This window comes from Staphylococcus nepalensis (assembly GCF_014635045.1).
Taxonomy (GTDB): Bacteria; Bacillota; Bacilli; order Staphylococcales; family Staphylococcaceae; genus Staphylococcus; species Staphylococcus nepalensis.
This window is the reverse complement of sequence record NZ_BMCF01000006.1, coordinates 62,781-78,812: the sequence shown is the minus strand read 5'-3', so window position 1 is coordinate 78,812 and position 16,032 is coordinate 62,781. Positions and strand designations below refer to the sequence as shown.

Genomic DNA, 16,032 nt, shown 5'->3' with positions numbered 1-16,032 from the left:
AACCAATTACCTCCCTATCAATCTATTGATTATATATGTGATTCTACTTTTTCTTCATAAGGGATATTTAATTTGAAATAATCATTTAAATAACGTCCTATGCCGTCTTCGTTATTTGAATAAGTTACGTGGTTTGCAACATGTTTAAGTTCATCTAAGCCATTTTCCATAGCAATACCGTGTTTAGCATATTTGATCATTTCTAAATCATTATCTTCGTCACCAAACGCAATGATATGGTTTCTATCGATATCTAAATAAGATTTTACATAATCGATGCCTCTGGCTTTACTAATACCTTGTCTTACGATTTCGATCACCGGGAAAGGTGACCCCCATCTACGATGTTCGATATTTTCAGCATAAAAACGTGTGAGCATTTGTTTAATTCTAGGAATCATAAATTCTTCAGCTTCAACTAAAAGTGAAGTAGGTGACTCATTTAATGAGGTAAGTAAATCACCAGTTTCAATTTTGGGATTCCCCATTGAAAACCCATCGAATAATTTTTGGTCAAAATTATTTAAAAAGACATAATCTCTTACTTCAGCAATAATATTGGAAACACCAAAGTTTTGAAGAGATTGAATAATCTCGTGAGATAATCCTAAATCTAATACTTCATGCATAATTTCGAATTGATCATTTTTAGGGTGGTGTACAAAAGCACCATTGAAGTTGACAACTGGTGTATTCATATTTAGTTCATGGTAATAAATTTGGCTTGCTCTATAAGGTCTACCTGTTGCAATCATTAATTTATGACCTTGATTTTGTAATGTAGTTAAAACCCTTTTCGTATAAGATGTAATTTCCTTGTCATCGTTTAATAGTGTTCCGTCTAAGTCTAAACAAATTAAATAAGAACTCATGTAAATCTCCTTTAAATATAATAAATGATGTATGATTATCATAGCATTTTATTGGCGTTTTGTAAGATATTTGATATATTGTTAATATGATTAAATACAGAGAGGTGAGAAGTATGGACGAAGGATTAAAAGATAGCATACTTAATGCTTTAGAGATGGTAATTGACCCTGAGTTAGGCATTGACATTGTAAACTTAGGTTTAGTATATAATGTAGACGTTGATGATGAAGGACTATGTACAGTTGAAATGACATTAACTTCTATGGGATGCCCGCTTGGACCGCAAATTATGAACCAAGTGAAAATGGTGTTAGCTGAAATTCCTGAGATTTCAGATACAGAAGTAAATATCGTTTGGAGTCCACCATGGAGTAAAGAAATGATGTCACGTTATGCTAAAATTGCGCTTGGTATAGGTTAATATATTGATTAAAAACTAGTTTGAGTTGGGACACATAACTATGTGTATCGCTAACTTAGGCTAGTTTTTTTATTTTTGTAATTGAGGCTCTTTTTACAACGCGCTATATAATATTTCAGATTTTTTATTGTTCAAATCATTAAAATAATTGCAGTTATATTACAATAACTAGGTAAATCAAAGTGATATAGGGGTATTTATGTAAATTTTAGAAAGTTTGAGGAGAAATGGACATAATTTAAAAAATAATCATGTAAAGTATCAAATTCGGTATATGCCTGGTTTAGATGGATTAAGAGCAATTGTTGTAATAAGTATTATAATCTATCATTTAAATAAGTAATGGCTAACGGGTGGCTTTATCGGTGTCGATACTTTTTTGTTATTTCAGGATATTTAATTACTAGTTTATTTGTATTTGTTGGAGCGTTCGATAAATTGGGGAAAAACACGGTCTCTGATAAGAAAACGTCATTTAAAACAGAAGTATATGATAATTATTTAGTGAGACCTATTTCAGTAGATGATGTGAATTTCTTTGGGAAAACGACTCCAAAACAATTAAATAAAAACCAATTTTATACGGAAATTAAGCCACTGCTCAGAGATTATTGCATAAAGATATTAAAATATATACAAAAAACGGTGAAGATGCAGAAGAAGTAAGAAATGTTGGCTTTACTAACGTTCAAATTTTGGAAAAAACAAATTATCTCGGAGAAATAACACTCATTAAAACACCTGCCCAACATGGGCGAGGAAAAGTGCTAAAAATTGCGGGTAATGTATGTGGATTAATATTCAAAAACGAAAATGAAAAAACATTATACGTTGCTGGTGATACAGTGTGGTATGAGAAGTTGAAAAAACATTAGAGTCATATAAGACAGAAATAATCGTTGTTAATGGCGGTGATAACCAGTTTAATATGGGCGGCTCTTTAATTAGGATGAAGTTGATATTCAAAAAGTTGCCGAAAAAGCGCCTGGTTCAAATATAATCGTTGTTCATATGGGAGCTGTTAACCATTGGAATTTATCAAGAAGCGATTTAAAACAATTTGCTAAAACAAATAACTTCGATTCACAAATTCTTATCCCAGAAGACGGAGATAAATATAAATTTTAATTGAGGTCATATTATGAAAAACAGAAAAGAATTGATAAAAGCATTTTATAAACTTATTGAAAATGAAGATTACGAAGAATTAAAGACATTCTGTCATGATGATTTTGTATTTTATCCACAAATTGATACGCCATACTATGGTGTAGAAGGGTTAAAAGTGTCTGAAGGAAAAAACTTCGCTGCTTTTCCAGATTTTAAAATGCCAGTTAAAGAAATTATTTTAGGCAACAATAACAGCGCAGCAGTATATCTAACGTTTGAAGGTAAGCATACTGGTACACCATTTAATGGCGTTAGGCCTAATGGCAAACATGTGAGGTTCTCATTAATGATGCTTTTAAAATTTAAAGATAACAAAATTGTAGAAAAAATCGCATGTAGATGTCAATGATATTACAAACCAAATTAAAGTTTAGAAATAAAAAACGATTTTAAGTGGGGCGTACAGTGACTTCGTTAACGTTAACATGATTTGGTTGAGAAATAGTATAGGATACAGCATTGGCAATATCTTTAGGTTCTAATTTTTTCCTGTTTTCTTCAAAAGGGCTTTTCGAACTGAGCTCTGTTTCCACCATACCTGGTGATATGTTTGTTACCCGTACGCCTGTATTAGCTAATTCTTTTTCTAAACCAATAGAAATAGCGCGCACAGAGAATTTTGTAGCACAATAAACAGATAAACGCTCAATAACTTCAAACCCTGAATCGGAACAAATATTGACGATATGACCTTTTTGATTATTGACCATATTTCCAATTACCGAATTTACACCATAAAGTAAGCCTTTAATATTTATATCAATCATATCTTCCCAATCAGATAACGAACCATCTAAAATTCTACTAGAGCCCATTTTCCCAGCATTATTAACAAGAACATCAACTGTCTCAAAATGCGTTTCGGCTTGTTTAACTACAAATTCTATTTCTTTTTTATTAGAAACATCTGCTTGTATCGTGAGTAATGTAGAGTCGTTATTTAATTCGAAAGCTAAACTATCTAATTTATCTTGGTTTCTAGCTACAGCTACTACGTTCATATTCATTTGATGTAATTTTTTTGTGATGGCTTTACCTATACCACTCGTCGCGCCTGTCACTAATGCAGTCTTATATATTAAGTTTTGGGACATATTGTTATCTCCTTTGGTTAACAGTATAAATGTTTTTTTGTTTTCCTTTATGATTATGAAAATATAGTTAATTTTAGTCAGCTTCATTAATCTATATTTGATTCTAGTATTTTCTATCATCTTTGTTAATTGGGTAATCATTTGCACTCATATCTCTTCTAGTCATGAGACCATTTTTATTAAATTCCCAATGTTCATTGCCATGTGTACGCATCCATTGATTTGATTCTGCATCTCGCCATTCGTATTCAAATCGGACAGAAATAAGGTTGTCTGTGTAACACCATAATTCTTTCATTAATTTATAATCAAGCTCTTTATTCCATTTTCTATATAAAAAAGACTTGATTGCTTCGCGTCCTTCAAAAAATTCAGTACGGTTTCTCCATTTTGAGTCTTCCGTATAAGCGAGACAAACTTTTTCTGGATTTCTTGTATTCCATGCGTCTTGAGCTATCTTTACTTTTTCCAACGCTGTTTGCTTATTGAAAGGTGGTATTGGTTTTTTAATTTCTTGTTCCATGTAAGCACACTTCCTTATATTGTCTATTTACAATAATCGTAACATAATTATAACAACTGTCATTGTATTTACTTAGTTAAGCAGTTTGAAAATGCTAGTTGAATTTATTTACTTATAATAAATGCATGTTTTATTTTACGTTAAACGGGCAAAATATACGATGTAGCAAGCTTTCAATTCTCATAAAAATAATATGAAAAAGCGATCTTTATTGTTGATTAATTTAATAAGAAGTTATATAATGTATATAAGGTCAAAGAAAGTCAAAGTCAAACTTACTTTATTGATCAATCATTAAATGGTGAGGTGAATCATTTTGGACATAAATCAAATGACCTATGCTGTTCAAGGTGCTTTGCAAAAAGCAATTGAATTAGCAAAAACAAATGAAAATCAAAATATTGAAATTGAAGCTGTCTTATCAGCAGCATTAACAGAAAATGATAGTTTATTTAAAAGTATATTTGATAGAGCAAATATTGATACAGAACAATTAAACCAAACATATAATGCAAAATTAGAAAAATATCCATCAGTTCAAGGCGATAATATTCAATATGGACAATATATTAGTCAAAACGCTAATAACTTATTAAACAAAGCAGAATCTTATATGAACCAATATGAAGATGACTATATATCTATGGAACATATTGTATTAGCTGCAATGGATATAGACGATACAACTAAACAATTTGTAGGGAACAAACAAGAAGTTGTTGAAGAAATTATTAAAAAAATTAGAGGAGGCAATCGTGTGACATCACAAAATCCAGAAGCCAACTATGAAGCTTTAGAAAAATATGGTCGAGATTTAGTTGAAGAAGTCCGTCAAGGTAACATGGATCCAGTTATTGGCCGTGACGAAGAAATTCGTAACTCCATTCGAATCTTAAGTAGAAAAACAAAAAATAACCCTGTACTAATAGGGGAGCCCGGCGTCGGTAAAACCGCCATTGTTGAAGGCCTAGCGCAACGTATTGTGCGTAAAGATGTACCAGAATCTTTATTAGACAAAACGATTTTTGAACTTGATTTAAGTGCCCTTGTTGCAGGTGCTAAATATCGTGGTGAATTCGAAGAAAGATTAAAAGCAGTGCTTAAAGAAGTGAAAGAATCAGATGGAAGAATCATTTTATTTATTGATGAAATTCATATGCTTGTAGGCGCTGGTAAGACTGAAGGTGCAATGGACGCAGGAAATATGTTAAAACCAATGCTTGCTCGAGGAGAGCTACATTGTATTGGAGCGACAACTTTAAATGAATATAGAGAATATATTGAAAAAGATTCAGCGTTAGAGCGTCGTTTCCAAAAAGTAAATGTATCTGAACCAGATGTTGAAGATACCATTTCCATATTGCGTGGTTTAAAAGAACGTTATGAAGTATATCATGGTGTTCGCATACAAGATAGAGCACTTGTGGCGGCAGCTGAATTATCTGATCGTTATATCACTGATCGATTTTTACCGGATAAAGCGATTGATTTAGTAGACCAAGCATGTGCAACAATACGTACTGAAATGGGTTCAAACCCAACAGAATTAGATCAAGTCAATCGTCGTGTGATGCAATTGGAAATCGAAGAATCTGCATTAAAAAATGAATCAGATAATGCAAGTAAACAACGTTTACAAGAGCTTCAAGAAGAATTAGCTAATGAAAAAGAAAAACAAAGTTCTATTCAATCACGCGTGGAAGAAGAAAAAGAAAAAATAGCTAAATTACAAGACAAACGTTCAGAATTAGATGAAAGTAGAAAAGCATTAGAAGATGCAGAAAACAACTACAATTTAGAAAAAGCCGCGGAATTACAACATGGTAAAATTCCAGCCTTAGAAAAAGAATTACGCGAGTTAGAAGATGCTTTCCAAAGTGAACAAAATGAAGATAACGAACGTATCATTCGTGAAATTGTGACTGATGAAGAAATCGGCGATATTGTAAGTTCTTGGACGGGCATCCCAGTTTCTAAATTAGTCGAAACGGAAAGAGAGAAACTCTTAAACCTAGCTGATATATTACACGAACGCGTAGTAGGTCAAGATAAAGCAGTAGACCTTGTTTCAGACGCAGTGGTAAGAGCTCGTGCAGGTATCAAAGACCCAAATAGACCAATTGGAAGTTTCTTATTCTTGGGGCCTACAGGAGTAGGGAAAACAGAATTAGCTAAGTCATTAGCATCCACTTTATTCGATTCAGAGAAACATATGGTTCGTATAGATATGAGTGAATACATGGAAAAACATTCTGTCTCTCGTTTAATTGGAGCACCTCCAGGTTATGTTGGCCATGAAGAAGGCGGACAATTGACAGAATCAATACGCCGTAACCCTTATTCAGTTATTCTCCTAGATGAAATTGAAAAAGCACATTCAGATGTGTTCAATGTGTTATTACAAATACTAGAAGAAGGGCGTTTAACTGATTCACAAGGTCGGGAAGTGGACTTTAAAAATACCATTATCATTATGACAAGTAATATTGGTTCTCAGATTTTATTAGAAAATGTAAAAGATACTGGCGTAATCACCGAACCAACAGAAAAAGCAGTTATGAACAGTTTAAATCAATATTTCAAACCAGAAATCATTAACCGTATGGACGATATTGTATTATTCAAACCATTATCTATTAATGATATGAGTCTGATTGTTGATAAAATTTTAACACAGTTGAATATTAGACTGATGGAACAACGCATTTCTATTGATGTTTCAGATAAAGCAAAAGCATGGTTAGGTGAAGAAGCGTACGAACCTCAATTTGGTGCAAGACCGCTTAAACGATTTGTACAAAGACAAATTGAAACACCACTTGCTCGTAAAATGATTAGAGAAAACTTACCAGAAGGTACTGTAATCAAAATTGATCTATCAGGTGATGGATTAACATTTGAAGAAATTGAACCAGAAATGATTTAAATTGTAAGAAGAAAAAAGCTCAGTAGCAATGTATTCATTGCTACTGAGCTTTTTATATTAATTGAGTTATAAATGCTTAATGCTGTTCATTTGTATCATGTTTTGAAGATTTTATTACCATGTCAAACAATACTACAAGGATTGTAAATACAACAGCACCTACAATAGGGGCGATTAAGTTAAGTGTGCCCCCACCAGCAAGACTGTTAAGTACGAAATTTGTCATTTGTAATAAAAGTATAGCCCAAACTAACACTGCGAGGTATTTCATTATGTAATGCCTCCAATTTAATATATATATTTTCATTATAAATAAGAAAGCGCTATTTGTATAGTAGTAATTCATATAGCTAGAATTTTCATTGTACTCATATTTGCTTTAAATTATAATAAAGCATGTAATTTGATTATTGTACAGTTGAAGTTCTTGTATTGGAATTGTGTATTATGTTAAATTAATACCTGGTATTAAAAAATTATTAAGAAGGTGTACAACGATGGACGTGGGTATCAAAGGTTTCGGTGCATATGCACCTGAAAAAGTTGTAGAAAATGCCTATTTTGAAACATTTTTAGAAACATCAGATGAATGGATTTCAAAAATGACAGGCATCAAACAAAGAAGATGGGCTGATGAAGATGAAGAAACTTCTGATTTAGCTTATCAAGCTAGTGTTAGAGCAATCAAAGATGCTGGTATTGAACCAACTGATATAGATATGATTATTGTTGCGACTTCTACAGGAGATTTTCCATTTCCAACTGTGGCCAATATATTACAAGACAGACTAGGTATTGGCAAAGTTGCTTCTATGGACCAATTAGCTGCTTGTAGTGGTTTTATGTATGCAATGATTAATGCGAAACAATTTGTACAATCAGGCGATTATAAAAATGTTCTAGTTGTAGGTGCAGATAAATTATCAAAAATTACTGACTTTACTGATCGTTCGACAGCTATTTTATTCGGTGATGGGGCTGGTGCAGTCGTTATTGGAGAAGTGTCAGAGGGACGAGGTATTTTAAGCTATGAACTCGGTTCAGATGGTTCAGGCGCTGAATACTTATATTTAAATCCAGATAACGGTAAAATATTTATGAATGGACGTGAAGTATTTAAATTTGCTGTTAGAATTATGGGTGAAGCGTCTAATAACGCTGTAGCTAAAGCGAATTTAGAACCAGAAGATATAGATATGTTCATACCACATCAAGCAAATATTAGAATTATGGAGTCTGCAAGAGAACGATTAGGTATTCCAAAAGAGAAAATGAGTGTATCAGTAGATAAATTTGGTAATACTTCAGCAGCTTCAATTCCCTTAAGTATCGCTCAAGAGTTAGAAAATGATAGAATTAAAGACGATGATGTCTTAGTATTAGTAGGATTTGGTGGCGGTCTTACTTGGGGCGCTGTAACTATAAGATGGGGAAAATAGGAGGATAATATATGAGCAAAGAACAACGTGTTGTAATAACAGGAATGGGTGCATTATCACCAATTGGTAATAATGCAAAAACTACATGGGAAAATGCACTAAATGGCGTAAGCGGTATTGATGAAATTACACGTTTAGATACATCGGCATATAAAGTCCATTTAGCTGGAGAACTCAAAGACTTCGATATAGAAGATCATATAGATAAAAAAGAAGCGCGTCGTATGGACCGATTCACTCAATATGCTGTAGTTGCTGCAAGAGAAGCTGTAAATGATGCGAGATTAGATATTAATGCAAACACAGCCGATAGAATTGGTGTTTGGATCGGTTCTGGCATTGGCGGTATGGAAACATTCGAATTGTCACATAGCCAATTGTTAGAACGTGGCCCTAGACGTGTAAGTCCTTTCTTTGTACCAATGTTAATTCCAGATATGGCAACAGGACAAGTTTCTATTGATTTAGGTGCAAAAGGACCTAACGGTGCTACTGTAACGGCATGTGCGACAGGTACTAATTCTATCGGAGAAGCATTTAAAATCATCCAACGTGGTGATGCAGACGCTATGATTACAGGCGGAACTGAAGCTCCTATCACCCATATGGCAATAGCTGGCTTTAGCGCAAGTCGTGCGTTAACAACGAATGACGATAAAGAAACAGCATGCCGTCCATTCCAAGAAGGTCGTGATGGGTTTGTAATGGGTGAAGGCGCAGGTATCATTGTACTCGAATCTTTAGAGTCAGCTAAAGCACGTGGCGCAGAAATTTATGCTGAATTAGTAGGGTATGGCTCAACAGGCGATGCTTACCATATTACAGCACCAGCACCAGAAGGTGAGGGCGGTTCACGTGCAATGCAAGCTGCAATGGACGACGCTGGTATCGAAGCTAAAGATATACAATATTTAAATGCGCATGGTACAAGTACGCCAGTCGGAGATTTAACAGAGATTCAAGCGATTAAAAATACTTTCGGCGAAGCAGCTAATGCACTAAAAATCAGTTCTACCAAATCCATGACTGGACATTTATTAGGCGCAACAGGTGGTTTAGAAGCTATATTCTCAGCTTTATCTATTAAAGAGGGACGTATTGCACCAACAATCCATGCCGTATCACCAGATCCAGAATGCGACTTAGATATTGTGCCTAATAAAGCTGAAGATCTAGATATTACTTATGCGATGAGTAATAGTTTAGGATTTGGTGGGCATAACGCGGTGCTCGTTTTAAAGAAATTTAACGATTAGTTTTTTCTGTATTTATAAACATATAAAGTTTTGCTACAAAATTGGGACATAAACTTCTCAAATATTTATAAAACGAATGGTTTTTACGTAAACAAAGTAAAAACCATTCGTTTTTTTATTGTAAAAAATATTCGCTATGCGTTTGGTGCAGTTTATTCATTTATAAAACGCTTGTTCGCTCTATAATAATTATTAAGACTAAACTGATTTTTGATGAAATTTGAGCTTTTTGTCTAGCCATTCCTGCCAGAGTGGACAGCAAAATTTATAAGAAAATAGGTTTTCGTCCAACTTTTTTGAATATATTAAAATTCTTAGTTTACAGTTAAGTTTAAAATGTTAAAGTTATTCTTATATTAATAAAACACATATTAAGAGTCAGGAGAATGAGGATGAAAAAATTTCTAACATTGTCAATCACGCTAAAGACAAGATTAATAGCAGATTTCATCTTGATTGTGGCAAGTCAAGCAATTCTCCCTTTTTTGGCATTATATTTAACGAGTAAAGTTAGCGCAGTTTTTGCAGGTACATTCTTAATTGCGAACATTATAGTGAATTTTTTTATGTCCTTTGTTGGTGGCTACATTGGTGATAATTATAATAGAAAGAAAGTAGTGAATTATGTACATGCATTTTATGCTGTATGCTTAATTATTTTAAGTATTACGGTCACTATGGATGGCATCGGCTTAGTCGTATTTTGTGTAACAATCTTTATTTTTCAAATGTTATTTGCTGCAAGTGAACCTATATTTGAGGCAGCAATTATGGACGCAATTTATGAAGAAGTAAGAGAGTTCGTGTATCAATTTAATTATTGGATGTTTAATATAAGCACGGGCTTAGGTATGTTGCTAGGTGCCTTGCTTTATTTGGAACATAAACATTTATTATTTATTATGTTTTTTATTGCCATGTTAATCAGTTGGTTTTTATTTGAAAAATTCTATGACGTTGAACAAATTTATGCTCATAAAGATGAATTATCTTCTAAATTCAAAGATTTTTTGAAAAGTTACCATACTGTTATCAAAGACAAGTATTATATGATTTTTAACTTAGGGTATATGTTTGTCTTAATGGCAGAATTAAGTCTAAATTCTTATGTAATTGTTAGGTTAAAAAAAGATTTCGAACCTTTCACGTTCTTAGAATTTTATATTGATGGTGTCAGGATGTTTACAGTTATTATGATTATTAACACATTGGTTGTAGTTACACTTACGTTTACAGTGAATCGTTTAATCACTGGCACTTCTAAAAAATATATATTTGTATTGGGGATTTTGTTATATACAGTAGGTTATAGTTTGATTACAGCTTCGAACTCATTTTTATTGTTATGTATTTTTGCAGTTATAGCTACGTTAGGTGAATTAATATATTCTCCGATTCAAAATGCCCAAAGATTTTTAATGATACCAAATGACCAACGTAGCACATACGCTACTTTTAGTATGGTTTCATTTTTTGGAGCGAATATTTTGTCGCGCTTTGGTCTTATTCTCGGTGCTTTTTTATTACCATGGATGATGTCAATTTATGTAGCTAGTGTAGTTTTAATAGGTTTTGTCTTATTATATTATGCATTATTCTTTAATCCCAACATTGAATCTAATTAAAAGACTGTATTAGTTATATCATAGCCATCGCTACGATATCTAATGCAGTCTTTTTATATGGCAAACGATATCAAAATTGAAACCGCAATATACGCAAGATTACAGATAAATCCTATTTTAACCCAAGGTGAGACGATATAGACATCCTTTTTAACTTTAGTTGGTTTGAAAAATTCATCTTCGTCTAAGGTATGTCTATGTTTTTTTCTAGTTAGTTGATACTTCAACCTTCTAAAGCCAAAGCTTGTTGGATCTAATATGCCCTCTTGTGTAATTAAAATGATAAAGAAAATGATCGCTAAAATCATGGAAATATAAAAAGTGACGTTAATCAAATTTATCCAAGTGTGTGCTGTGAACAAGTATAAAATAAATGAAAGTAAAGGGGTGAACAGTAAATATATGATGATATGTTGTAAATATTTCATGTTGTGTCCTCCTAAAAAGAATTAAATTAATTGTAACTTAAAGTAACTAAAAAATGAATAAAAATAACTATAAATTCGTTAGCTACAGTATTTAATTAAATGAATAAAAAATATCCATTTTTAATAACTTTAATAAAGTAACGCAATAGAATATTGCTTAAAACCATAACAAAACGTATAATGTTATTAAATATTCTGAATATTGTGAAGGGAATGTTTATTTCGAAATTAAAGGGGGATAAGATATGCTTAAATATGTCTTAAAACGATTAGGGTATATGGTTCTATCGTTATTCATCATTATTACCATTACTTTTTTCTTGATGAAGCTTATGCCAGGTTCACCATTTAACGATGAAAAATTAAATGAAGAACAGAAGCAAATTCTAAATGAAAAGTATGGTTTAAACGATCCAGTACCTGTTCAGTATGCCAGTTATTTGAAGAATGTTGTTACGGGGGACTTTGGTAACTCATTCCAATACGATAACCAACCAGTGTGGGATTTAATAAAACCAAGACTATTACCATCTTTAGAAATGGGATTAACAGCGATGGTAATTGGCGTTATACTAGGTCTTATTTTGGGGGTCATTGCCGCAGTCCGGCAAAACACTTGGGTTGACTATACAGCGACAGTTATTTCAGTTATCGCAGTGTCAGTACCATCATTTGTATTAGCAGTGTTATTACAATATGTGTTTTCTGTAAGATTACAGTGGTTCCCTGTAGCCGGGTGGGAAGGTATTTCTACAGCGGTATTACCATCTTTAGCACTTTCAGCAGCAGTATTAGCAACGGTGGCAAGATACATAAGAGCAGAAATGATAGAAGTATTAAGTTCAGATTATATCTTACTAGCACGTGCGAAAGGTAATTCAACTATGAGAGTATTATTTGGTCATGCGTTAAGAAACGCATTGATTCCAGTAATTACAATTATTGTCCCTATGTTAGCAAGTATATTAACTGGGACTTTGACCATTGAAAATATTTTTGGTGTGCCAGGTTTAGGGGACCAATTCGTAAGATCGATTACCACGAATGACTTCCCAGTTATCATGGCAACAACGATTTTATTCAGTACACTATTTATCGTTTCTATATTCCTTGTAGATATATTATATGGTGTCATTGATCCACGTATACGTGTACAAGGGGGTAAAAAATAATGGCTGATAATAAAAATGAAAAAGTAAACAAAGACTATTCAAATGCAGTTATGACACATACCTCAGAAGCAATCCCAGCATCAGATTTTATTAGAAGCAACAATGATATGGAAAAAGAACCAGAAATCCAAAGAGAAAGTAAAAACTTTTGGCAGGATGCATGGTCACAATTAAAAAGAAATAAATTAGCAGTGGTCGGGATGATTGGTTTAATTATAATTGTCATACTCGCTTTAGTTGGACCTTTATTAAGTTCACATGATTATGCGGAACAGGATGTTGATAGACGTAATCTACCAGCTAAAATACCTGTATTAGATCAAATTCCTTTTTTACCATTTGATGGTGAAGGTGCACAGGGTGTAGATGCTTATAAAGAAGCGAGCGTTAATGAAAATTTCTGGTTTGGGACAGACCAACTCGGTAGAGATTTATGGTCGCGTACATGGCAAGGTGCACAAGTATCATTATTTATTGGTGTTGTCGCTGCATTACTAGATATTTTTATAGGTGTTATTTATGGTGCGATTTCCGGATTCTTTGGTGGACGGCTTGACAACGTCATGCAGCGTATTATTGAAATCGTTGCATCAATACCAACATTGATTGTAGTTATTCTATTCGTGTTAATCTTCGAACCATCCATATGGACTATCATACTAGCGATGGCAATCACTGGATGGATAGGCATGAGTCGTGTAGTACGTGGAGAATTCTTAAAATTAAAAGGGCAAGAATTTGTATTAGCTTCACAGACACTAGGAGCATCTAAGCTCAAACTTATATTTAAACATATCTTACCTAATACTTTAGGCGTTATTGTTGTTACATCCATGTTTACAGTACCGAATGCTATCTTCTTCGAAGCGTTCTTAAGTTTTATTGGTATTGGGGTGCCAGCGCCGGGGACGTCGCTTGGTTCATTAGTGAATGAAGGTAGGGCAATGTTACTGATTCATCCACATGAATTATTTATACCGGCAGTTATTTTAAGTTTATTAATTTTATTTTTCTATCTATTTAGTGATGGATTACGGGATGCATTTGATCCTAAAATGCGTAAATAAAAAAGGGGGCAACATTTATGTCAGAAAGAATATTAGAAGTTAACGATTTGCATGTTTCCTTTGATATTGACGCAGGGGAAGTGCAGGCAGTACGTGGGGTGGATTTCTATCTAGATAAAGGAGAAACGCTTGCAATCGTTGGTGAATCTGGTTCAGGGAAATCAGTGACAACCAAAGCTATTACGAAACTATTCCAAGGTGATTCAGGAAGAATTAAAAAAGGCGCGATCAATTTTTTAGGTGAAGATTTAGCTGAAAAATCAGAAGAAGAATTAATTAAATTACGAGGTAAAGATATTTCTATGATATTTCAAGATCCAATGACTTCGCTCAACCCTACTATGAAAATAGGTAAGCAAGTCATGGAACCTTTGATTAAACACAAAGATTACAATAAAGCAAATGCTAAAAAACGAGCATTAGAAATATTAAATTTAGTTGGATTACCCAATGCTGAAAAGCGTTTTAACGCGTACCCACATCAATTCTCAGGTGGACAAAGACAGAGAATTGTTATCGCAACTGCGCTTGCGTGTGAACCAAAGGTTTTAATTGCAGATGAGCCGACAACAGCGCTTGATGTGACAATGCAAGCACAAATATTAGAATTGATGAGAGAATTGCAAAGCAAAATTAGTACTTCGATTATCTTCATTACACACGACTTAGGTGTCGTTGCTAATATAGCAGACAGAGTAGCTGTTATGTATGGTGGACAAATGGTTGAAACAGGGGACGTAGATGAAATATTTTATGACCCTAAACATCCATATACATGGGGATTATTATCATCAATGCCTGATTTGACTACCGGTGTTGAAACAGAATTATTAGCCATTCCAGGCACGCCGCCAGATTTATTACATCCACCGAAGGGTGATGCTTTCGCTGAACGTAGTCAATACGCATTAGATATAGATTTTAAGACACCACCACCATGGTTCAAAGTGTCAGATACACACTTTGTAAAATCATGGTTACTTGACGAACGCGCGCCTTATATTGACCCACCAGAAATGGTGCAAAAACGTTTGCGTAAGATGCCTAATAATTACGATAAACCGCAACAGGTAGAAAGGGTGGCGTTTGATGATGCAAAATAAAGAGATACTCCTGCAAGTAAAAAATGTTAAACAGTATTTTAATGAAGAAAAACGTAACGAAGTACGCGCAATTGAAGATATATCATTTGATATATTTAAAGGGGAAACATTTGGCTTAGTAGGTGAATCGGGTTGTGGTAAATCTACAACCGGTAAAGCAATTATTAAGTTGAATGATATAACAGATGGAGAAATTCTTTACGAAGGGGTGGATATTCAAAAAATAAAAAACCGTAAAGATTCATTAAAATTCAACAAAAAGATGCAAATGATTTTTCAAGATCCATATGCTTCCTTAAACCCAAGATTAAAAGTCATGGATATTGTTGCAGAAGGTATTGATATACACAAACTTTCAACAGGGGTGAAAGACCGTAAAAGACGTGTTTATGATTTGCTAGAAACTGTTGGTTTAAGTAAAGAGCATGCCAATCGTTATCCCCATGAATTCTCAGGTGGACAACGTCAACGTATAGGAATTGCAAGAGCATTAGCAGTGGAACCGGAGTTTATTATTGCCGATGAGCCTATTTCGGCATTAGATGTATCAATTCAAGCTCAAGTGGTAAATTTATTATTGAAATTACAAAGAGAGCGTGGCATTACATTCTTGTTTATTGCCCATGATCTATCGATGGTTAAATATATCTCAGACAGAATTGCAGTTATGCATTTTGGTAAAATTGTAGAAATAGGTAGTGCAGATGAAATTTACAATCACCCAATGCATCCATACACAAAATCATTACTTTCTGCTGTACCTCAGCCTGACCCTGAAAGTGAAAGAGTTAGAAAAAGAACTCACTTTAAAGAAGATGACACTAAAAATAGTCAACGATCATTACATGAAATTAGAGCAAGTCATTATGTATTTACCACAGATGAAGAAGCTGAAGAATTAAAATCTCAATCACAAGCAGCTTCTGTTTAACAGG

16 protein-coding genes and 1 pseudogene are annotated in these 16,032 nt (G+C 33.5%); 12 read left to right on the top strand and 5 right to left on the bottom strand.

Annotation, left to right across the window (positions count from 1 at the left end; all coding sequences use genetic code 11):
* Window positions 1-29 precede the first annotated feature (29 nt).
* Window positions 30-872, bottom strand: a complete 843-nt coding sequence (locus tag IEU88_RS09620; RefSeq protein WP_096810494.1) for a Cof-type HAD-IIB family hydrolase — start codon at window positions 870-872, stop codon at window positions 30-32.
* A gap of 113 nt (window positions 873-985) precedes the next feature.
* Here IEU88_RS09620 and IEU88_RS09615 point away from each other — a divergent pair, with 113 nt between their 5' ends.
* From IEU88_RS09615 to IEU88_RS09605, 4 genes and pseudogenes are all read left to right on the top strand, one after another.
* On the top strand, window positions 986-1,294 hold the full coding sequence (locus tag IEU88_RS09615) for a metal-sulfur cluster assembly factor (protein ID WP_019469047.1): 309 nt from the start codon (window positions 986-988) through the stop codon (window positions 1,292-1,294).
* 274 nt (window positions 1,295-1,568) lie between these two features.
* Window positions 1,569-1,711: pseudogene (locus IEU88_RS13700) on the top strand (hypothetical protein); the annotation flags it as partial.
* A gap of 194 nt (window positions 1,712-1,905) precedes the next feature.
* Entirely contained in the window at window positions 1,906-2,169 is a 264-nt protein-coding gene (locus tag IEU88_RS09610) for an MBL fold metallo-hydrolase (protein ID WP_176579747.1), read from the top strand.
* 266 nt (window positions 2,170-2,435) lie between these two features.
* Window positions 2,436-2,813 (top strand): ester cyclase, encoded by a 378-nt coding sequence (locus IEU88_RS09605; protein WP_229719060.1) that lies wholly within the window; start codon window positions 2,436-2,438, stop codon window positions 2,811-2,813.
* Between the two features lie 40 nt (window positions 2,814-2,853).
* On the opposite strand, the gene IEU88_RS09600 is transcribed toward IEU88_RS09605, so the two are convergent.
* Together IEU88_RS09600 and IEU88_RS09595 are read right to left on the bottom strand one after the other, a co-directional pair.
* Window positions 2,854-3,558, bottom strand: coding sequence for an SDR family oxidoreductase (locus IEU88_RS09600; RefSeq protein WP_103373324.1), 705 nt, complete (start codon window positions 3,556-3,558; stop codon window positions 2,854-2,856).
* A 103-nt stretch (window positions 3,559-3,661) separates the two neighbouring features.
* A complete protein-coding gene (locus IEU88_RS09595; RefSeq protein WP_096810492.1) occupies window positions 3,662-4,081 on the bottom strand; it encodes a nuclear transport factor 2 family protein in 420 nt (139 codons plus the stop codon).
* Between the two features lie 316 nt (window positions 4,082-4,397).
* Between IEU88_RS09595 and clpB the strand changes: the two genes are divergently transcribed.
* Complete coding sequence (clpB, locus tag IEU88_RS09590; RefSeq protein ID WP_096810491.1) at window positions 4,398-7,007, top strand: ATP-dependent chaperone ClpB; 2,610 nt, start codon at window positions 4,398-4,400, stop codon at window positions 7,005-7,007.
* 76 nt (window positions 7,008-7,083) lie between these two features.
* Here the strand turns inward: clpB and IEU88_RS09585 are convergent, their stop codons facing one another.
* The gene (locus IEU88_RS09585; protein ID WP_096810490.1) at window positions 7,084-7,278 is read right to left on the bottom strand and encodes a DUF2929 family protein; all 195 of its coding nucleotides are present in this window, start codon (window positions 7,276-7,278) and stop codon (window positions 7,084-7,086) included.
* Window positions 7,279-7,504: 226 nt separating this feature from the next.
* Here IEU88_RS09585 and IEU88_RS09580 point away from each other — a divergent pair, with 226 nt between their 5' ends.
* The 3 genes from IEU88_RS09580 (at window position 7,505) to IEU88_RS09570 (ending at window position 11,327) form a co-directional block, all read left to right on the top strand.
* Window positions 7,505-8,446 (top strand): beta-ketoacyl-ACP synthase III, encoded by a 942-nt coding sequence (locus IEU88_RS09580; protein WP_103373325.1) that lies wholly within the window; start codon window positions 7,505-7,507, stop codon window positions 8,444-8,446.
* Window positions 8,447-8,457: 11 nt separating this feature from the next.
* On the top strand, window positions 8,458-9,702 hold the full coding sequence (fabF, locus tag IEU88_RS09575; protein WP_096810488.1) for a beta-ketoacyl-ACP synthase II: 1,245 nt from the start codon (window positions 8,458-8,460) through the stop codon (window positions 9,700-9,702).
* 392 nt (window positions 9,703-10,094) lie between these two features.
* Entirely contained in the window at window positions 10,095-11,327 is a 1,233-nt protein-coding gene (locus IEU88_RS09570) for an MFS transporter (protein ID WP_096810487.1), read from the top strand.
* 53 nt (window positions 11,328-11,380) lie between these two features.
* Here IEU88_RS09570 and IEU88_RS09565 read toward each other — a convergent pair whose 3' ends face one another.
* On the bottom strand, window positions 11,381-11,755 hold the full coding sequence (locus IEU88_RS09565; RefSeq protein WP_103373326.1) for a DUF3899 domain-containing protein: 375 nt from the start codon (window positions 11,753-11,755) through the stop codon (window positions 11,381-11,383).
* 245 nt (window positions 11,756-12,000) lie between these two features.
* Here IEU88_RS09565 and opp3b point away from each other — a divergent pair, with 245 nt between their 5' ends.
* Genes opp3b through IEU88_RS09545 form a run of 4 tightly spaced genes read left to right on the top strand, consistent with a single transcriptional unit; the run spans window position 12,001 to window position 16,028 of the window.
* Window positions 12,001-12,927, top strand: coding sequence for an oligopeptide ABC transporter permease (opp3b, locus tag IEU88_RS09560; RefSeq protein WP_096810485.1), 927 nt, complete (start codon window positions 12,001-12,003; stop codon window positions 12,925-12,927).
* Window positions 12,927-13,994, top strand: coding sequence for an oligopeptide ABC transporter permease (opp3C, locus tag IEU88_RS09555; RefSeq protein ID WP_096810484.1), 1,068 nt, complete (start codon window positions 12,927-12,929; stop codon window positions 13,992-13,994). The genes opp3b and opp3C overlap by 1 nt, the downstream gene beginning before the upstream one ends.
* Before the next feature lie 17 nt (window positions 13,995-14,011).
* Complete coding sequence (locus tag IEU88_RS09550) at window positions 14,012-15,097, top strand: ABC transporter ATP-binding protein (protein ID WP_096810483.1); 1,086 nt, start codon at window positions 14,012-14,014, stop codon at window positions 15,095-15,097.
* Window positions 15,087-16,028: an ABC transporter ATP-binding protein gene (locus tag IEU88_RS09545; protein WP_170006905.1), complete on the top strand. Its 942-nt coding sequence runs from the start codon at window positions 15,087-15,089 to the stop codon at window positions 16,026-16,028. The genes IEU88_RS09550 and IEU88_RS09545 overlap by 11 nt, the downstream gene beginning before the upstream one ends.
* Window positions 16,029-16,032: the final 4 nt, after the last annotated feature.